The following is a 19,254-nucleotide window of genomic DNA, read 5'->3' as shown; positions in this document are numbered from 1 at the left end:
GCCCTCGAGGCGCACGTGCGGCGGGGTGGGCAGACGTGGGTGCTGCGTGCGCCGCGCGGTCCGCGAGGCGCGGCGACGCCGCCGAGCTCTCCGCGCCGCACGCCCGGGGGCGCACGCTCAGGCGAGGCCATCAGCGGCGTCGGCCGTGCCCTCTCCGAGCAGGCGCTCGATCTCTTTCACCGTGTCCAGATCGTCACCGACGAGGTCCTTCATGGAGACCAGGCGGCGCACCACGACGCGCGCGATTCGCTCCTCGATCGTGTCGTCCGCGTAGGTCCAGTACACCTGGGCGAAGCGCCCGTCGCGGTGGCAGCGCCCCTCGATCTGCGCCATCTGGATGGCCGACCACCGCAGGTCGTGGATCACCTCGGAGCGGGGCGCGTCGTTGTGCTCGCCCTGGTGGAGCGAGATGCCCTCCTCCACGGTGAAGATCACGACCCTCGCCTCGCCCCGCTGGAAGCGGAGGCGCTCTTCTTCGCGCTCGCGGGCGGGGAGCGCGCCGTGGATGAGGGCGACGCCCGCCGGCGCGAGCTCGTCGCGGAGGTGCTCGAGGGTCTCGACGAACGCGACCGACACGGCGACCTGTTGGCCATTGTCGAGCAGCTCGCGGACGAGCTCGGCCGTGCCTGGCACGCGAATGAGCGAGCCCTTCTGGCGAAAGCGGAGCGCGGCGGCGAAGGCGGAGCGGGGATCCCGACCGCGGGGCGCGAGCTCGAGCTCGCGCCGAAACGCGGTCCACGCTTCCATGTAGAGTGCACGTGCCTCGGGCTGGAGGCCGATGGGCGCGAGGATCCGCTGGAGCTCCGGCCAGCCCGCGATGTCCTCCGGCCGCCTGCGGAGGCCGGCGGCGGGCGCTCCGTCGGCGCGAGGCTCGAACAGCAGCGCGCGCACCTTCGCGGTGTCCGCCGCGTCGCCGCGCCACTCCCACTTTCCGAACGCGCCGCGACCGAGGCCGAGGCCCTGGCTCGTGCACCACGCCTCGAAGTCCTTCAGATCGGCGGCGCGGGCCCCCGTGACGCTCGCGAGCAGCGGCGCGAGGTACGAGAGCTCGAGCGGGTTCTGGCCCGCCGTGGCGGAGAGCCAGAGGCAGAACGACGCCTTGGCGGTGAGCTTCGCGGCGAGCTTCGAGCGCGCCGAGGTGGGGTTCTTGCACTTGTGGCTCTCGTCCCACACGATGACGTCGAGCTCCGCGGCGGTGCCCTTGCGGGCGAGCCCCTTCTTGCTCTTGATGGCGCGGCGCGCGCTCGCTGTCACCTCGAAGAGCTTCCCCAAGCGCTCGTAGTTCATGAGCACGATGTCGTGGCCCAAGTCCCCGCCCAGGCCTCCCATCGCCTCAATCGTGCGTCGCCAGTGCGCGAGCACCGCGAGGGGGGAGACGATGAGGATCCGCGCGGGGCGCGAAGGGGTCGCGGGGGTGAGGCGCCGGATGGCCTCCCACGCGCTGATGGTCTTCCCGAGGCCCACGTCGTCGGCGAGCAAGAAGCCGGGACGCCCGGCGCGGTGCGCCGCCAGCACGGAGGCGATCGCCTGCTCCTGGTGGGGGCGCGGGACGAGCCCGCTCGAGGGGGCACGCGGCGGCGCCGGCGGCGCGAAGCCGGCCTCGTCGTCGAGCTCGCGCTGCACGTGGGCCTCCCAGGAGTAGGGCGCGGGCGCGAAGGGCGCGAGGCCCTCGGGCAGCTCGACGCCACGCCACACGAAGACGCCGTGCTCGGTGCTCCAGCGCGCGCCGCAGGCCGCCGCGACGCCGCGCATGGCGAAGGGCACGTCGAGGGCGATCGCGCGGGCCTCGGCGGGGCCGCGCGCTGCAGGTGCGCGCGCGCCTTTCGCCGCGGCGCTGGAGAGCTTCTTCGGGGCGCCGACGGCGCGGTTCATGGTGACACCTCGCCTTCGGCTCGGGGCCGCCATAGACCACCGTTCATGGCGACACCTCGCCTTCGGCTCGGGGCCGCCATAGACCACCGTTCGCCCCTTCGGGGCTCACTTCGAGGTTCATGCGAACGAGGGACATCGCCCAGTGGCTACCATCCCCGGCGCCTGCCGCTCACGGAAACCGCCGCGGGCTCTCCGAGGCTCGAGACTCCAAATGTACGCCACGGCACGCGAGGGCGCGGTCGGCGGTTCGGGAGCGGAGCGGAGTGAGCGGTCGTAGGTCCCGGAATCGAACCGAGGCTGACACCACCGACCCTCTCGGGCGCCACGCCAGTGGCCTTTTTCGTGGTCCCTACGAGCCCACCTGGAATGCACCAACCGCGCCATCGCGCGCCCCCTGCGGAAGTGCCTGACATCCTTCGGCGCGACCCGATGGGCCCCCACTTTTTTTCGTCAGGCCACCTGACACACGAGTCACACGCCGGCGGCGCGGCGCTCGCCCGACGTGTGGGCACGGGGCCTCCCTGGGGTGCAGAATACACGCTCCTTGCGCCGCGGAGCGCCGTCGTTGTGGCGTGTTCGCCGTCGTGCCACCATCGCTCGATGAGGTGCTCTTACGCATCGCGCGGCGGCGCGCTCGTCGCGCTCGCGGTCTCTTCGCGGCGTGTGGCGGCGCGGACGGCCCGCCTGCGCCCTCCGACGCGGGCGTCGAGGCGCCCCCGGCCGACGGGGCGAGCGCCGAGGCGGCCGCGCACGACGCAGGCGCGGGCCTCAAAGACTCCGGCGACGACGCGACCGACGCGACCGACGCGACCGACGCGACCGACGCGACCGACGCGACCGACGCCGAAGCGGACGCGACCCCCGACGCGGCGCCGGCGGGGCCGCGGAGCGTGCTCTTCCCGCTTGGCTGGCGGCCGGTGCACGCCGGCGGCGCGCGCGACGCGGAGGGGCGCGCGCTCCCCGACTTCTCCTACGCCGGCTACCACCAGGGCGTGGAGCCTCCACCCATCGGGCGCGGGACCGTCGTCGCGACCGTGAGCGCGGCGCTTGGCGACGGCGTGGTGGACGCGACCGCCGGCATCCAGGCGGGCATCGCGGCGGCCTGCGCGGCCGGTGGAGGCGTGGTGCTCCTGCCGCCCGGCACCTTCCGGCTCACGTTCCCCGCGCCCACCGGGCCGGCGCTCTCGGTGACCTGCAGCCGCGTGGTGATCCGGGGCGCGGGGCGCGCGAGCACGCACCTCTGGCTCGACGACCCCACGAACGCCCGGAGCCGGGCCATGATCCTCTTCCGCGGCGCGGGGAGCCTCTACGACCCGGTGGGCGCGACCACCTACCCCCTCACCGCGGACGTGCCCGAGCCCTCGATGTCCGTGCCGGTCGCCGCGACCGGGCCCATCGCCGTGGGCGACTACGTCACGGTGCGCACCGACGTGACCGACGCCTTCCGCGCCGACCACCGGATGGACGAGGCGACCTCGGGCGTCGCCGGGCTCTGGCCCAGCGCGTCGTTCCTGGGCCTTGTCTATCCGCGCCGAGTGACCAGCGTCGGCGGCGGCCGCGTGGGTCTCGACGCGCCCACACGTCACCCCGTCGCGGTGCGCGACGCCGCGCGGCTCTACAGGCTCACGGGTTTCATCGAGGAGGTCGGGCTCGAGTCCCTCGCGATCGGCATGACCGAGAACCTCACGTCGAGCGTGGCCGAGCCCGCCGCGGACCTCGACTACGACGTGCCAGGCACCACGGGCTACGAGGTCCACTCCTCGCGGGCGATCGATCTCGATCGCGTGCATGATGCATGGATTCACGACGTCGCGAGCTACCGACCGGCGGTGAACACGACGAACGCACATCTCCTGTCGATAGGCATCTTCGTGAACACCGCGACCTTCCGCGTGAGCGTGTCGAGCTGCGACATGAGCTTCCCGCTCTACCGGGGCGGCGGCGGCAACGGCTACACCTTCCTCGTGCAGGGCGCCGACGCGATGGTGCGAGACTCGCGCTCCGAGCGCTCGCGGCACGCCTTCATCCTCAGCAGCGCGGTGAGCGGGGCGGTCTTCCTGCGCGACGCGAGCGTGGACACGCGCTACGCGGACGACGCGCACCGGTTCCTCGCGCAGGCGGTCTTGTTCGACAACGCCTCGCTCGACGGGGCGTGGCTCCAAGCCGTGAACCGAGGCACCACCAGCTCCGGGGCGGGGTTCACCGCGACCGATTTCGTGTTCTGGAACCCGCACGTCCTCAGGAACCACCCCACGGCGCGCGGGTGCGCCGTGGAGAGCGCGCAGTGGGGGCACGGCTACTTGCTCGGGTCGACCGCGGCCCCGGGCGCGACCGCGCTCCTCTGCCCTACGAGCTTCTCGAACTCCGGGTGGGCCGCGCTCGACCAGGGCGCCCCGCAGGACTTCACCGAGAGCCCAGGCGTCGCGCTCGATCCGCCGTCGCTCTACGAGGCCCAGCGCGCGCTGCGCTGCGCCCGTGACGGGATCGTCTGCAGGTGAAGGCGCGCCCCGCGCCACCGAGGCGGTCGCCGGCGATAGCCAGGCTAGAGGTGCGTGCCAGCGTGCCTTCGTGCGCGTGGTAGCGTGTCCGGCGTGTCCCCGACCCTGGTCCCCGCGAGCGCGCGTTCTCGCCAAGTCGCCTCGCCGCTGAAGGCGGCGGCCGCTCTTCTGGGCCTCGGCGTGCTGGTGTCGCCCTCCGCGGCGCGGGCGCAGCTCCACGCCGACGCCTCGGCCCAGGTGGGCGTCGAGAAGCGCTTCCTCGGTGGGCGCGCGGCGGGCGTGTCCGACGCGGATCCCGGCGTCCGCGCCGAGCTCCGCGGCCACCTCGCGGCCTTCCCGTTCGTCCGAGTGGGCGCGTACGGCGCGTTCGCGTTCGCCCCGCAGGCGGGCTCCGGGCGCACGCTCGGGTCGCTCGGGCTGCACGCTCGCGCGATCTCGCCGTTGCCCCGCACCGAGCGCTTCTCGGTGTGGCTCTCGGTGGGCGCGGGCTACGCGCGCGCGCTGTCGACCCCCGCGGGCTCGGGCGGCTTCCTGGAGATCCCCGTCGGGATAGGTGCAGGCTACAAGCTCCGGCGTCCCGTCTCTCTGTTCGCGGACCTGCAGTCGACGTTCGGCGCCGCCCACCACGGCGCGGCGTACGCCACCGGGGCAGGCAAAGACACGGTCGCGCTCGCGTTCGCGCTCGGCGTGCTCGTCGACTTCTGACGCCCGCGGTAGTGGCCCCGATGTGGTAGGCCTGGAGAGAAGAATGCCGCCCTCTCCTCCCGCCGATCCGCCGTCCGGAGCGCACGCCGAGGAGGCGTCGGGCGGGGACGCGCCGTTCGAGCGCCTCTCGAGCGTGTCGAGCGTGTCCGACGTGACGAGCCTCGCGGGGGACTCGTTCGGCGCGAGCGGCAGCCAAGCTGAGACCGTCAAGCCCGCCTCGGTGGCGCCTCCCGCCCCGATCGGCGCCGCCGCCCTCGTGGGGGTCGTGCTCTCGGATCGGTACCACGTGCTCTCGCTCCTCGGCGAAGGTGGCATGGGCGCGGTCTACCTCGCGGAGCACACGCACATGCACAAGCGCATGGCGATCAAGGTGCTCCACCCCGAGATGACCCACCTGCCCGAGGTGGTGGCGCGCTTCGAGCGCGAGGCCATGGCCGCGGCGCACATCGAGCACCCCAACGTGGCCGCGGCGACCGACTTCGGCAAGCTGCCGGACGGCTCGTTCTTCCTCGCGCTCGAGTACATCGAGGGCGAGAACCTCCGCGAGATGCTCGCGCGGGGGCGGCTGTCGCTCGCGCGGACGCTCAGCATCGTGCGGCAAATCGTCACCGCGCTCGTCCGCGCGCACGGCCTTGGCATCGTGCATCGCGACCTCAAGCCCGAGAACGTGATGCTCGTCGAGCGCGACGGCGAGCCCGACTTCGTCAAGGTTCTTGACTTCGGCATCGCCAAGGTGCCGGTGGGCGAGCTCACCCGAGGCTCCTCGTCGAAGTCGCCGGGAGCGCCGGTGCTCACGCAAGCGGGGATGGTCTACGGAACGCCCGAGTACATGGCGCCCGAGCAGGCCCTCGGGCAGGAGATCGACGCGCGCGTGGATCTCTACTCGCTCGGCATCATGGCCTACGAGATGCTCTGCGGCGCGCGCCCGTTCGACGACGAGAGCAAGGTGCGCCTGCTGGGCAAGCACGTCACCGCGCCCGTGCCGCCCATGTCCGAGATGGGCGGCGCCGAGGTCCCGCCCGAGGTGGCGGCGGTGGTGCTCCGGCTGCTCGCGAAGGAGGCCTCCGACCGCACTCCGGACGCGAAGACCCTGCTCGAGCAGCTCGACGGCCTGACCACGCTGCTCGTGGCCTCGGGGCGCCTCGAGGGGAAGCTCCCGACGATCCTCGGGGGCGCGCCGCTCTCCAGCACCCTCGGCGCGGGCGCGCCGTCTAGCACCCTCGGCGCGGGCACGCCGCCCTCCGGCTTCCTCGGCGCGGGCGCGCCCGTGGACGCCATCTCCCACCCCTCCGCGATCTCGCCGGCGCTGCCGCTCGGCCTCCGCCCGCAGCTGAATCGGCGCGTGCTCGCCGGCGTCGCTGTGGGGGCGCTGCTCCTCGGGGGGCTCGTCTTCTCCCTCACGCGACCGCGCCCCGCCGAGGTGGACGCGGACGCCACGCAGTCGAGCGCGAACGCGAACGCGAGCGCGAGCGCGATCGCGGTCGCGAGCGCGAGCGACGACGCGGCCCTAGGGAAGCTCGAGCTCGATCTGCTCACGCCGGACGCCGACGTCGAGCCCGCGATCACCGACGCGAAGCTGCGCGAGGGCCTCGCGGCCATGGAGGCGGGCGACACGGCGCGCGGCGTCGCGCTCCTCGGGCCACGCTCGGGGGACGCCGACTGCCCGCCGCAGGTGCACCGAGCCCTCATGACCGCGCTCAAGGAGTCGGACCCTCGGCGCGCGCTGGTCGAGCTGAACCGCCTCGTGAAGAGGTCGCCGCGCGCGCGGAGCGGGGTCGACGTGCTCGTCGTCGCTCGCGACCTGGCCCTGGGCGAGGCCGCGGCCGACGAGGCGTTCACGGCGCTGCGCAGCGAGCTCGGCGCGAACGGGATCGACGTGCTCTACGAGCTCGCGTACGGCGCGTACGCCCACCAGTACCCCAAGGCGCGCGAGCGGGCGCGCGCGACGCTCACGGACCCCGCGGTGCGCGGGCGGGCCGACGACGCGCTGGCGGTGGCGCTCGACCTCCGCGCCGCGTCGGGATGCGAGTGGAAGCCCCTGCTCGACCGGGCGGCGAAGGTGGGCGATCGCCGCTCGCTCACGCAGCTCCAGGCCGTGGCCGCGAGGCGCCGCCCGCGCCGCGATCCGCTCGCGTGCCTCCGCGCGGACGGCTCGCTCGACAAGGCGATCGCCGCGATCCAAGCGCGCGTCCGCGCGGCGCCCAAGTAGTCAATTGTATTGACTAGGCTTGTGCGTCGCCTCGAGCACGTCGAGCGCGAAGCGGCACGAGTCGAGGCCGCTCGCGAACTGCACGCGCGCGGCCTCGGTGAAGCCGGAAGGATCGACCTCGCGTCGAAGCCGCAAGAGGACGCGCCCGGTCGAGACCTCGAGCAGCGAGAGGCGGATCGCGTGGGCGCGCTCGCCGTCGATCTCTGTGGGGCCGGCGCCGTGGCCCGGCTCGTCGATCGCGAAGAGGAGCCAGCGCGCCTGCGCCGCGGCCTTCGCCGACGCGAGCGGCGCCCTCTCGAGATCGCGGCGGAGATCCCGCAGCGCGCGCGGGCTCTCGGCCTCGAGCACGCGGCGCTCCCAGGCGGGCGCGAGGAACGGGAGGCCCACGTGCGCGTCGCCGAGCCTGCGCACCCGCGGCGTGCGGGCCTCTGCGCCGCCGGTGTAGGCGACACGCACGCGGCCGAGCATGACCTTCTCGGTGGAGGCCGAGGGCGGCTCCACGAGGCAGAGCAGGAGCGCGTCCTTCGCGGAGGCCCGGGCGGCCTCGACGACCCCGCGAGGCGTCGTCAGGGTGGGCTGGGCCCCGCGGACGTAGACGGTCGGCTCGGCGAGGCGGGCCTCGAGCGCGCCGGGCGCGCGGAGCTCGGGGTCGACGAGGTCGCCCGCGTAGGCGCCGGCGCCCGCGACGATCCACGGCGAGATCCGCGTCGGGAGCTCGTGCTCCGCCGGCGTGAGCGACGCGGCGTGGGCGCGCACGTCGGCGAGCAACGCGGCGCGCGCGATCTCGAGCTCGCTGCCCGCGCGGCGGCGCGCGGCCACGAGCGAGACCACGGCGAACGCGACGACCCCGAGCCCCACGAAGCGCGCGAGCGCGACCAGCCGACGACCCGCCGCGCGGGGGCTCGACGAGCGCCCGGTGACGCTGGCCTCCACGCGCGCGGCGAGCGCGGGGCTCATGCGTGAGGTCACGAGGAAGGTGGGCATGTCAGGGCGCCTGGCTCCCCTGAGCGGGCTTGGCGGCGGCGGCGAGGTTTCGCTCGATGAGCGCCAAGAGCTGCTCGCCCGTGACCCCGAGGCGCGCGGCGGCCTTGCCCGCGAGCGAGGTCTGCGCGACGCCGGGCGTGAACTGGTAGGTGGGCAGGTGGTTGGGATCGAGCTCGACCTGGAGGAAGCGGAGCTCTTCGATCTCGCCGGCGGCCTCTAGCCGGGTCGCGAACGCCAGGAAGTGCGTCGTGATGAACGTCTGCGGCCGCAACCGCGTGAGCATTCGAATGACGAGCTCGAAGATCTCCTCGCCCTCCGACGGGTTCGTGCCCGAGCAGAGCTCGTCGAGGATGACCATGGCGCCGGGCGGGAGGCTCTCGAAGAGCTCGCGGATGCGGAGCAGCTCCATCCCGAGGCGACCCTCGGCCTGATCGACTCGAGTCTCCTGGATGAGCGACACGACGAGGCTCGAGCCGAGCATCACGCAGCCCGCGCGCGCGGGCACGAAGAGCCCCACCTGGGCGAGCACCTGCGAGAGCCCGACCGACTGCAAGAGGCGGGTCTTTCCGCCGGAGTTCGGGCCGGTCACGAGCACGCACGCGTCGTGCCGATCGAGCCGCAGATCGCACGGCACGGGCGCGACGCCGCTCGCGAGCAAGAGCGGGTTCCACAGGCCCTCGAGCACGCGGGGCTCGCCCGGCTCGGCGAGCTTGGGGAGGCACATGGAGAGCCCGCGCGCGGCCGCCGCGTCGCGCAGGCCGAGCGCGCCCAGATAGAACTCGAGATCTCCGACGAGCTGAACGAGGGGCGCGAGCTCGTCACGCAGGCCGTCGAACACCGCGTCGATGAGGCGCGCCATCACCTCGCCGTCGCCGAAGCGGTAGCCGCGCACGAAGAGCTCCACCTTGGCGAGCCACCTCCGCCACGCCGAGCTCACGAAGGGGTTCGAGCGGTCCTCCTCGACCGACAGCAGCTGGAAGCCGCGGATGCGCCCGTCGGCCCCGATGCCGACCTTCAAGCTGAGGGTCGCCATGCTCTCGTCGTACCGCAAGAGATCTGCGAGCGAGCGGTAGGGCTCGCTGGCCAACACGCGCCTGCCGTAGTCGGACAACCTCGCGAGCGCCGACGACGACGCGCCCTCGGCCGGCGGTTCCGCCAGGCGGTCGAAGAGCTTCTTCACGAGGGCGAGGATGTCGAGCTGGCGGCGGTTCGCGTCCCATTTTCCCGCGCCTGCCGCGCCCTCGAGCATGGAGCGGAGGCGCAGTAGATCGGTGTAGAGTGCATGCAATGCCTCGCGGCGGCTCGGGTGGGTCACGAGCTCGTCGACCACGGCGCGGCGGTGCAGCACCACGGCGGGGTCGACGGGCGGGCTCGTGACGAGCTTGACGAGGTGCTTCTGCGAGACGAGCTGCCCGTCGCCGATGGTGAAGCAGCTCGCGACGAAGGCGGGCACGAAGAGATCGGCGGCGAACGACGCGGCCTTCCACGCGGTGGGGCCCACCGGCGCGCGGTCGAGCGCGTCGCTGAAGAGGCCCCCGGCGACGCCGCCCGCGAACGCGAGGTCGAGGCCGAGCGAGGTCTGCTCGAGGTCTATCCGGAGCGCGGGCGTCGGGAACAAGAGGTCGAGCGCGGCGCGGGGTTCGGACATCGCGCGGTGAGACGTTAGCAGGCTGCCGGCGCTTGGGGCGTTGCCACCGAAACGGGCCGCGCAGGCGGTGGCATCGTACAAGTCATCGAGGCTGCGCCGTTCGCGCCGGCACCGGGCGCGGACGGCGACGGGCCGACGGGAGTCAATCAACGCTGCTAGACGTCGACCATTCGAAGCGCGCGAGGTAGCGGGCCCTCGGATTCATTCCGACGCCGCCATCTCCGGGAGCTTCGAGCGACCCACGAGCGTGTTCGAGGCGGCGACGATCACCACGGCGACGACGGCGAACGCGGCCTCGGTGAGGAGCATCGAGCGCGGGCCCCAGCGCTGCGCAGCGACGCCCAGGACGAGGCCGAGCCACCAGATGGGGAAGTTCGAGAGCGACGCGAAGATGTTGTACTTCGTGGCGCCCGAGCCCTTGCCCATGGCGTGGATCACGACGGCGGTGAACGCCGCGTACGCGAGACCTACGCCAAACGAGTAGAGGAGGCTCCACGCCACGTACATGGTCACGGTCGCGGGGCTGAGGGCCATCCCCGTGGCCACGATCGCGAGGCCGATGCCGATCCCCGCGTAGGCCGTGCGGGGGCGCACGCGGTGGCACACCCAGCCGCCCGCGAAGCACCCGAGCGTGGTGATGAGGCCGGCGAGCAGGCCCTGGAGCAGCTCCACCTCGCGCTCGCCCGCTCCCCAGAGCTGAGCGACTTTTCCCTGAGTGAGCACGACCTGCGCGGCGCCCGTGCCGATGGGCATGACGCAGAGGATGGCGGAGAGCAGGCCGCCCTTGCTGCGGAGCATCTTTCGGAGATCGGCGACGACGCCGACGACCGCGGCCCGGGGGCCCTTTCCCTCGTGGAGCGCGTCGACGTTGGGCGTGAAGCGCAGCGCCCCGCAGCAGGCGAGGAAGAGCCCGCCCATGATCGCGCCGGCCATCCACGGCGACGGCATGGAGACGATGAGGAAGAGTCCGAGCGCGCCGCCGAGGCCGGCCCCACCCAGATTTCCCGCCTGAAACCAAGCGCTCACGCGACCTGCGTCTTCGGGGGCGGTGCACCCGCCGATCATGGCCTCGATGGCCATACCGACCACCGAATTGACGAAGCTCGCCGCCGCGATGAGCAGCAGGAGCACCCCGAGGGTGCTCGGCCCGAGCGGGATCGCCGACATGGCGAGGATCGCCGACGCCGAGAGAGAGGTCGAGAGCACGTACCACTTGCGCGGCGTGAGGGTCACGTCCACCGCGGGCGCCCAGATCCACTTGAGCCACTGGATGAGCATCTGCGCGCCGTTCAGCAGCGCACCCTCGGAGATGCTGAGGCCCTTCTTGGTGGCCAGGAACGTGAGCGCCACGGTGACGAAGCCGCTGAACGCGCCAAACGGGAGGTAGAGGATCGTCCAGACGACGGGGTGGGGCGCGCGCCTCGCGGTAGTCACCGCCGAAGACCAGCTTGGCGCCCGTTGACTGGCTGCCGTCGGCCCGGCGGCTCCGGCGGCGTGGGCGGCGCGAGGTGAGCCCGGAGGGTCGCGGTGCCCGCGTCGCCGAACGCGACGACGGCGCGCGCCCGTTCGGCGCTGGCGTCGGGCCCGTCGACCACCAACGCGACCATGAGCCCCGCGCCGATCGCCTCGCCCGGGCGCACCGCCGCCGCGCGCAGCAGAGCGCTCTTCGTGGACTCTTCGGGGAGCCCCATCAGGCGGGCGCGCCCGCGCGCGGCGTCGAGCGTGACGTGCTCGGCGTGGAAGGCGGCCGACCACAGGGCCACGGCGGCGCGGTCGTGCAGCAGCACCCACGCCTCCGCGGACTCGGACCCCACGTCGCGGCGCGCGCCGGCGAGCGCGCGCACGGCGAGGCAGCCCGCTTCGCGCTCGCGGGGGGCCGGCAGACTGCGCATCACCGAGCCGGTCGACGGGTTCTTGCAGGGGGCGCGCACCGCGAGGCGCATGCCGGCGGCGAGCCGCGCCCGATCGGCGTCGCGGTCGGAGAGCTTCGCGAGCGCTGCGTTCGCCTCGAGAGCGAGCACACGCTCGGCCGCGGCGAGCGCGGCCACGAGGTCCGCGTCGGTGAGGGTCTCCCCCACGAGAGCGCGCACGTCGTCGAGGCGCGCCTCGGCCGCCACGGGTAAAATAGCGCCATCGCTCATGATTTTTGCCTCACCGACCGCCTCTCTGAGGCCGACCAGGGCCGCGAGCGCGCGGGGCAGGCGCGCACCGGCGAGCGCGCGCTCGACCGGATCGAGGGCGTCGGCGAGCTCCCTGCGGTGCGGGACCGAAGGGCGGCGTGACGTCACGGCCTCGGCCACGTCGCCGAGCCGCTCGGCGAGCCACGCGTCGCTCGCCGCCACGGCGTCGTCGCCGATCGCGTCGGTGGCGACCTGCGCGGCGGCCACGAGCAGATCGCCGCCCGAGACCGTGAGGTCGCGTTCGCGCCGCGCGCGGGTGGCCTCGGCGGCGTAGAGGGCCCGCACGAGCGCGAGCTCGGCGCGCTCGCCAGGGGCGACATGGGCCGTCCCCGCGTCGAGCTCCGCGAGGGCACGCGAAAGCTCGCGGGCGCGCGCGTCGAACGCAAACGGATCGAGGGTCGCGCCCACGACGCCGCCCTCACGCGCGCCGTCCACGCCCACCCGCGCGGCGAGGTCCGCGAGCTCGCCCGGCGTGGGCGAACGGCCGAGCCGCCTCGCAAGGCGGGGATCGAGCGCCGCGAGCCGGACCAAGAAGCGCTCCTCGGGCCCGGCGAGCGCGGGCGCGGCAGGCGCAGGCCGCGACGGCGCAGTGGCCGGAACGGCGCTCGGAGGCGAGCAAGCGGCAACGAGGACCGGCAACGCGAGCGCGGTCAGGGCGGAGCTTCGGAGCTGGCGGAGCCGGCGGACCACGGAGGGCAGGTGGGCCACGGGGAGCCTCACAGCCCGAGGATCTTCACGATGACCCGCTTGGCGCGCTCGCCGTCGAACTCGGCGTAGAAGACGCGCTGCCACGGCCCGAGGTCGAGCCTGCCCGCGGTGATGGGCACGGTGACCTCGTGATGCACGAGCAGCGACTTGAGGTGGGCGTCGCCGTTGTCTTCGCCCGTGCGGTGATGATTGTAGTTTGCATTGAACGGCGCGAGCCCCTCCAGCCACTTCCAGATGTCCTCGTGGAGCCCGCCCTCGTCGTCGTTCACGAACACGCCGGCGGTGATGTGCATCGCCGACACCAGCATGAAGCCCTCCTGGACGCCGCTCCGCTTCAGCACGTCGTCGAGCGTCGGGGTCATGTGGATGAGCTCGCGCTTCGCCGCGCGGTAGGTGAAGTACTCGGTGTGGGCTCTCACGAGAGCAGTCTAGCAGCCTGTTGATTTACGGACCGAGGCCGGTCGTCGTCCGCGCCCGACCCGCCGAGGCGCGATCCGAGGAGCGCGCGGAGCGTGTTCCAGGTGGGCGTTTCTAGTTTTCTAGGTGAGCACGCACCGCCGGATCGCAACGACGGCGGTCGGGATGCGGCGGCGACGGGCCGACGGGAGCAAATCAACGGGCTGCAGGATCGCGACGAAGGCGGTCTCATGGCGGCGCGGTGCGCCGGTGGCGCGGGTCGCGCGCCAAAGACAAGGACGCGCGCGGCGGCGCAGGCCCCCGCGAGCGCGAGGGCGTCCCCTCGTCCGTCGCGCGTCCCTCCCGCTCGAGACGCGCCGCTTTCGGGCACGCCTCGCGCCGGAACGGACTCAAGCGCTCAGGGTGCGCCGCACATCACCGTGGCGACCTTCAGATACGTGTCGTTGAAGGCCGCCCCGCGGCAACGGGGGCCCCACGTGGCGACCGTCGCGTCGATGGCCGCGTTGCAAGCGCCATCGCCGAGACCGGCGCAGATCCCAAGGGACGCGGTGCCCAGGCAGGCTTCCTCCGACGCCGCATCCATGCACGTGGCGCACGCGGAGCTCGTGCAGACGGTCTGTTGGGAGACGGGCACCGCGCACTCGGGCCTACCGATGATGAGCGCCGCGCAGCCCCCGATGGCCGGCGCCACGGAGTCCTCCGAGACCGGGATCAGCGATCCGAGCGGGGTCGTCGCCGGGGTGTCGCCCGCGAGCGCCCCGAAGATGCAGCGCGCGCACGAGCGGTTGGCGGCGAGGTAGTTGTTGCACGTGGCCGACGTCGCCGCGGGGCCAAGGCATGCGGTCTGCGCACCTACGATCTGGGCGGCGGTGCAGAGCGACGGGCTGAGCCGCGGAGCGGCGGCGGTCAAGGCGAGCGCGTCGTCGGGCGCGTAGCAGGCGGTGACCGCTGCGTCGCTGCCGGTATCCTTCGCCGCGTCCGCGGCGTCCACCGCGGCGTCCGGGGGCGGCGCGGCGTCCGGGGGCGGCGAGGCGTCCGGGGGCGGCGAGGCGTCCGGGGGCGGCGGCGCAGCGTCCGGGGGCGGCGGCGCCGAGTCGCGAGGCGTCGCGGAGTCGCGCACGCCGGCGTCCTGCGAGGTGGACGCGTCCCGTGCGGGAGTGGTCGCGTCGACCGGGACCGCGGCGTCCTCGTCGCCACCGTCGCTCGTGGTGGTGACGACCGTGGAAGAGCATGCCGCGAGCGAGGCCAAAGCGAGCGTGCCAACGACGAAGAGACGAGTGCCAAAGCGCATGGAGGACTCCGAGATGATGTAATGCAATGTGCGACGCCGCGGCCACACGCGACCGGGACTGCCGCCATTTACCTACTACGCGCGCGAGCGGCGCGGTCCTCCCTCGCGTCTCATTTTTTTTAGCCGCGCCTCAGCGCGAAGAACGAGACGGGGCCGCCGCGTCGTCGTCGCCCGGAGAGAAGATCAACGGGTACCGCACGGTGGTCTTGCCTCCCTTGGGGGGCGCCTCGAACACGACGCCGCTCATCGACTCCCGCAGGCAGGTCGAGAACCGTGGGTCCGTGAGGGTGCCGCCGTCGCCCAGCGCCGAGTCTTCGACGAGGGCGCCGAGCTTCTCGTCGGCCACGATGGTGAACTCCATCACGGCGCGTCCCCCAGCGTCGGGCTCGCGCGCGAGCAGCTCTTCGTAACACTTGATCGCCATGGGCTTGAAGTCGGCGCGGATGCGCTCCTGAATGTACTCGCGCGACAGCTCGGTGACGCCCGCGGGCGCGCCGACCGGCCCAGCGGCGCCCGTCGGCGGCGTCTGCCCCGAGGCCGTCCAGAGGGCCTGGTGGATCTGGCGCTGGAGCGCCGCGTGTGCGACAGGATCGAGGCGCTGCCGACCCCCGTCGAGCGCCGCGGGCGGCGGCTCGACCCAGGCGCTCTGCGCGTAGGGCTCTCTGGAGGCGCCCGTGGATGAGCTACCACCCTCGTCCTCGCGCACCGAGGGCGCTCCCGGGCGCTTCAAGAGCGCGAACATCGCAAAGAGCACGCAGATCGCGGCGGCGCCGGCCAGCCAAACGCGGTACTTTTCCACGCCACGACGATAGCACTCCCCGGCGCGACCGCCGACGGATGGGAGCCGCAGCGGTGGTCGACGCGCGCGCCGTCGGCTAAGCTTCCCGCCACATGCGAGCAGACATCGGCCGCGGCGCGGAGCGCGCACTCCAGAGAACCGCCGAGGCCGTGTGGCCCTGGCTCGTCCGACTGAACGCGCGAATCCAGCGCCCGGCGATCGCGCCCAAGTGGGCGCCTGGCCCGCTCTTGAAGCGCAAGGACCGCTCGTTCCCGTCGCTGGGCTTCCCCCGCGAGACCGACTCGCTCTGCCCCACCTGCGTCAAGGAGGTGCGCGCCGCGGTGCTCTCCGGCCAGCGCGATCTCTCGTCGCTCGTGAGCGACAACCCCGGCGAGATTCGGGCACAGATCGTGGAAGAGGGCGGCGCCGTGCTCATGCGCAAGACCTGCCCGCGCCACGGCGCGTTCGAGGACGTGATGGCCCTCGACGCCCGGTTCCTGCGCCGCATCGAGCAGCTCTACCCCGGCCGCGACTACCTCGCGCCGCTCACCAAGCTGCGCGATCACGGCGCCTCCAGCATCCAGTACGGGCGCGGCAGCGTGCTCGTGGTCGACCTCACGAACCGCTGCAACATGATGTGCGATCCGTGCTTCATGGACGCCAATCAGGTGGGCTTCGTGCACGAGCTCGCCTGGGAAGACGTCACCAAGATCCTCGACGACTCGCTCACGGTGAAGCCTCGCCGGCAGATGAGCGTGCAGTTCTCGGGCGGCGAGCCCACGCTCTCGCCCCACTTCCTGGGCGCCATCCGCTACGCGCGCGAGAAGGGCTATTTCGCGGTGCAGGTGGCCACGAACGGCGTCCGCTTCGCCCAAGACCCGGACCTCGCGAAGCAGGCGCGCGAGGCGGGGCTCCGCATGGCCTATCTCCAGTTCGACGGAATAGGCAACGAGGCGAACTCCCACCGAAAGGTAGGCAACCTGTACGACGTGAAGCTCCGCGCGATCGAGCACCTGCACGCCGCCGGCATCGACGTCATCCTCGTGGTCACCGTGGTGAACGGCGTCAACAACGAGCAGGTCGGCAAGATCATCCAGTTCGCGATCGACAACGCCGACAAGATCACGGTGGTGAGCTTCCAGCCCGTGAGCTTCACCGGCCGCGACGAGGACATCGACGACGAGACCCGCCGCGCCCAGCGCTACACGCTCTCGCACCTCGCGCGCGACGTGAAGGACCAGTGCGGCTTCTCGGAGCCGCTCCGCGACTGGTTCCCGCTCTCTGCGATGGGGCCGTTCAGCGATCTCACCGACACGCTCCTCGGCGAGCGCGCCGACTGGGGATCCATGAAGTGCGGGTGCCACCCCAACTGCGGTATCGGCACCGTGCTGTTCGTGAACAAGCGCACGAAACAGTGTGTGCCCCTCACGCAGTTCGTGAACCTCGAGCAGCTGTTGGTCGACATCCAGGAGATCACCGACGCCGCGCAGGGGCGCACCGTCACGCTGGCGGAGCTCGTGGTCGCCCTCCTCCGCAACTACGACCCCGCCGCCGCGCCCGCGGGGTTCTCGTTCCCTACGCTGGTCCGCCAGTTCCTGAGCCAGACCGGCGCGCGCGGCTCCAAGATAGGCGAGTTCGAGAAGGACGCGCACGAGTTCGAGTGGCGCCTGCTCTTCGTGGCCGGCATGTGGTTCCAAGACCTCTTCAACTACGACTTCCGCCGCACCGAGATGTGCATCATCCCGTACGGCACGCAGATGGGCGAGATCAGCTTCTGCGCCTACAACACGGGCGTCGGCTGGCGGAACATCCTCGAGAAGATGAAGGCGAACGCGTCGGTGGCCGACTGGTACCGCGAGCACGGGCGCCACGCCGTTTACGCGAAGAACCAGGTGCTCTCGCTGCCGCCGGCGCTCGGCACGATCGTCCACGCGGGCGAGCCCGAGCCGGTCGCGACGCCCGCGCCGAAGCGCCGCGTCACGCTGCGGGTGCTGAACGACACGCCCTAACAGCCTGTTGATTTACGGACCGAGGTCGTCGACGGCACCCGCCCCGACCCGCCGAGGCGCGATCCGAGGAGCCCGTGGAGGCTAGTTCTCCAGCTCTAGCAGCCTGTTGATTTACGGACCGAGGCCCGGCGCCGTCCGCGCCCGGCCTGCCAAGGCGCGATCCGAGGAGCGCGCGGAGCGTGTTCCAGGTGGGCGTTTCTAGGTGAGCACGCACCGCAGGATCGCAACGACGGCGGTCGGGATGCGGCGGCGACGGGCCGACGGGAGTAAATCAACGGGCCGCCGGGGGCGCCGGGGCTAGGGCTAGCCAGTCTCCTGGAAGCGCGATCCCTTACAGAAGTCGCGCGGCTCGGCCTTTCGCCACAAGGGAGCGAGGGGGTGTCCCGTTTTCGGCGGCGGTGGGAGGATACTCATGTTCGAGGGTCGGCGTTCTCGCGCGGTCACACCCGAAACCACTGTCCCCTGAGCGCAAAGCGCCGCCTCCACCGCGCGGAACGACGTCCGAGTTGAGGACGGGCCCGCCGCCGCCGAAAACGGGGCACCCCCTCGCTCCTCGGCATGACACCGAAGACCGGACTTCTGATACGAACCACGACTCCAGGGGACTAGCCCACCGGCCTCCACGCCCAAAGGTCCCGGCGCTCACTCCGCGCGGGCGCTCCGCACGAGCATCACCATGTGCCTCGCCTCGACGGTCTGCGAGGGGACGCTCGGGGTCGGCGTCGTGCCAGAGACGACCGGGGCCGGGTCGCGGGGCTCGCCGTCGAACTGAAGCGTGATGCCCGTCTCCGCGTCGATCTTCGGGAGAGGGATCACGAGGTCGGCGTACGCCGTCGCGAACGCGCGCGTGGCGGTAGGCGCCGCCTCCGGCGTCCAGGCGACCTCGAGCTTCGGCAGCGGCGACGTGACCGAGCCGTCGCCCGGGGCGACCACACCCGAGAGCACCACGGTCGACTTTGGCGGGACGCCCTTGAACTGCCCGGCGCGCAGGGCGAAGCGCACGCGAACCGCGCGGCTCCCCGCGGCGATCCGGAGCCCGAGCTTCGCGCCCTGCGACACGCGGATGCAGGACGGCGCACCATCGCAGTCCGAGGCGGAGGCGAGGCGGCTCACCACCTGGGGAAACGCGGGGTTGTCGTTCGCGAAATCGTACGCAGTGACGGCCTTGCCGACAGGCTGGAAGTAGACGTCTCGCTGCTGGAGCTTCAGCGAGTTGCCCGAGGGGTCTTTCGCGGTGAGCCCGCTCAGGCTCGCCGCGGTCTCACCGTCCCATGCGGAGGAGAGCGCCTTGCGGACGCCCACGCCGCCGATCCATGGGGTGCCCTCGATCGCCGAGAGCGAGTAGGCGAGGGGCCCCCCCTCGGGGAGAATGACGTCCTTCGCGCGGAGCGTCTCGCTGAAGCGGACGAGCTGCGCCTCCCAGGGCGGGGCGTTGCCGCCTTGCGAGGTGATTTGCGGCGGCGTGATGTCGGGGCCCACCTCGCCCTCGTAGGGCGTGGTGCCGCTGTAGCCCTCGAACACCGCGCGCCCGGGCGCGCCGTTCTCACGGCGCGCCACGGTGAGCCTGGCCGTTCGACCTTGCATGGTGAACTCGAGCAGCGCCTTCTCGGCGGTGAGCGTCACCTCCGGACGCGCGAGCCCGAGTCCGAAAAAGTTCGTGGACTGGAGGTAGGCCTCGACGCCCTTCGCGCCGGCGACGAAATCGAGCCGCATGCGCTGGGAGTAGCTTCCTGCCCCGGCGCTCGTGCTACGCAGCGGGATCTCGTAGCTGCCGAGGAGCGCGCGGTCGGCGTCGGAGAGCGTGGCCGCGGCGGCGGCCTCCGGCTCGGGCGCTGGCGCGGAAGAGGTCGCGCCTTCGGTCGAGCTGGAGCAGCCGGCAGCGGAGAGGGAGAGGAGGAAGAGAGACGCCAGACAGGTGCGCATACGCGGGGCGGTAGCAAACCACATGCCTCCCA

At 72.6% G+C, this 19,254-nt stretch carries 13 protein-coding genes; 4 read left to right on the top strand and 9 right to left on the bottom strand.

The window, feature by feature from the left end; all coding sequences use genetic code 11:
* Positions 1-117: 117 nt before the first annotated feature.
* A complete protein-coding gene (locus IPQ09_14940; protein ID MBL0195492.1) occupies positions 118-1,872 on the bottom strand; it encodes a DEAD/DEAH box helicase in 1,755 nt (584 codons plus the stop codon).
* Between the two features lie 605 nt (positions 1,873-2,477).
* Here IPQ09_14940 and IPQ09_14935 point away from each other — a divergent pair.
* The 3 genes from IPQ09_14935 to IPQ09_14925 all read left to right on the top strand — a co-directional run bounded on the left by IPQ09_14935 (position 2,478) and on the right by IPQ09_14925 (position 7,284).
* Positions 2,478-4,370 (top strand): hypothetical protein, encoded by a 1,893-nt coding sequence (locus tag IPQ09_14935; GenBank protein MBL0195491.1) that lies wholly within the window; start codon positions 2,478-2,480, stop codon positions 4,368-4,370.
* A 93-nt stretch (positions 4,371-4,463) separates the two neighbouring features.
* Positions 4,464-5,075: a hypothetical protein gene (locus IPQ09_14930; GenBank protein ID MBL0195490.1), complete on the top strand. Its 612-nt coding sequence runs from the start codon at positions 4,464-4,466 to the stop codon at positions 5,073-5,075.
* Positions 5,076-5,118: 43 nt separating this feature from the next.
* Positions 5,119-7,284 (top strand): serine/threonine protein kinase, encoded by a 2,166-nt coding sequence (locus IPQ09_14925; protein MBL0195489.1) that lies wholly within the window; start codon positions 5,119-5,121, stop codon positions 7,282-7,284.
* On the opposite strand, the gene IPQ09_14920 is transcribed toward IPQ09_14925, so the two are convergent.
* The 7 genes from IPQ09_14920 to IPQ09_14890 form a co-directional block, all read right to left on the bottom strand.
* Positions 7,285-8,268 (bottom strand): hypothetical protein, encoded by a 984-nt coding sequence (locus IPQ09_14920; protein ID MBL0195488.1) that lies wholly within the window; start codon positions 8,266-8,268, stop codon positions 7,285-7,287.
* A 1-nt stretch (position 8,269) separates the two neighbouring features.
* Positions 8,270-9,916, bottom strand: coding sequence for a DNA mismatch repair protein (locus IPQ09_14915; GenBank protein ID MBL0195487.1), 1,647 nt, complete (start codon positions 9,914-9,916; stop codon positions 8,270-8,272).
* Positions 9,917-10,117: 201 nt separating this feature from the next.
* Positions 10,118-11,350: an MFS transporter gene (locus tag IPQ09_14910; GenBank protein MBL0195486.1), complete on the bottom strand. Its 1,233-nt coding sequence runs from the start codon at positions 11,348-11,350 to the stop codon at positions 10,118-10,120.
* Positions 11,347-12,816 (bottom strand): hypothetical protein, encoded by a 1,470-nt coding sequence (locus IPQ09_14905; GenBank protein ID MBL0195485.1) that lies wholly within the window; start codon positions 12,814-12,816, stop codon positions 11,347-11,349. The genes IPQ09_14910 and IPQ09_14905 overlap by 4 nt, the downstream gene beginning before the upstream one ends.
* Complete coding sequence (locus IPQ09_14900) at positions 12,813-13,223, bottom strand: YjbQ family protein (protein MBL0195484.1); 411 nt, start codon at positions 13,221-13,223, stop codon at positions 12,813-12,815. The genes IPQ09_14905 and IPQ09_14900 overlap by 4 nt, the downstream gene beginning before the upstream one ends.
* Before the next feature lie 395 nt (positions 13,224-13,618).
* Positions 13,619-14,512: a hypothetical protein gene (locus IPQ09_14895; protein MBL0195483.1), complete on the bottom strand. Its 894-nt coding sequence runs from the start codon at positions 14,510-14,512 to the stop codon at positions 13,619-13,621.
* Positions 14,513-14,642: 130 nt separating this feature from the next.
* Positions 14,643-15,311 (bottom strand): AgmX/PglI C-terminal domain-containing protein, encoded by a 669-nt coding sequence (locus IPQ09_14890; protein MBL0195482.1) that lies wholly within the window; start codon positions 15,309-15,311, stop codon positions 14,643-14,645.
* A gap of 92 nt (positions 15,312-15,403) precedes the next feature.
* Here IPQ09_14890 and IPQ09_14885 point away from each other — a divergent pair, with 92 nt between their 5' ends.
* Positions 15,404-17,299: a radical SAM protein gene (locus IPQ09_14885; GenBank protein ID MBL0195481.1), complete on the top strand. Its 1,896-nt coding sequence runs from the start codon at positions 15,404-15,406 to the stop codon at positions 17,297-17,299.
* 642 nt (positions 17,300-17,941) lie between these two features.
* On the opposite strand, the gene IPQ09_14880 is transcribed toward IPQ09_14885, so the two are convergent.
* Complete coding sequence (locus IPQ09_14880) at positions 17,942-19,222, bottom strand: hypothetical protein (GenBank protein ID MBL0195480.1); 1,281 nt, start codon at positions 19,220-19,222, stop codon at positions 17,942-17,944.
* Positions 19,223-19,254: the final 32 nt, after the last annotated feature.

The sequence above is a fragment of the Myxococcales bacterium genome, assembly GCA_016720545.1.
In the GTDB taxonomy this organism is placed as follows: Bacteria; Myxococcota_A; Polyangia; order Polyangiales; family Polyangiaceae; genus JAAFHV01.
The sequence above is the reverse complement of the archived record's forward strand: the minus strand, read 5'-3'. Positions and strand labels throughout refer to the sequence as shown.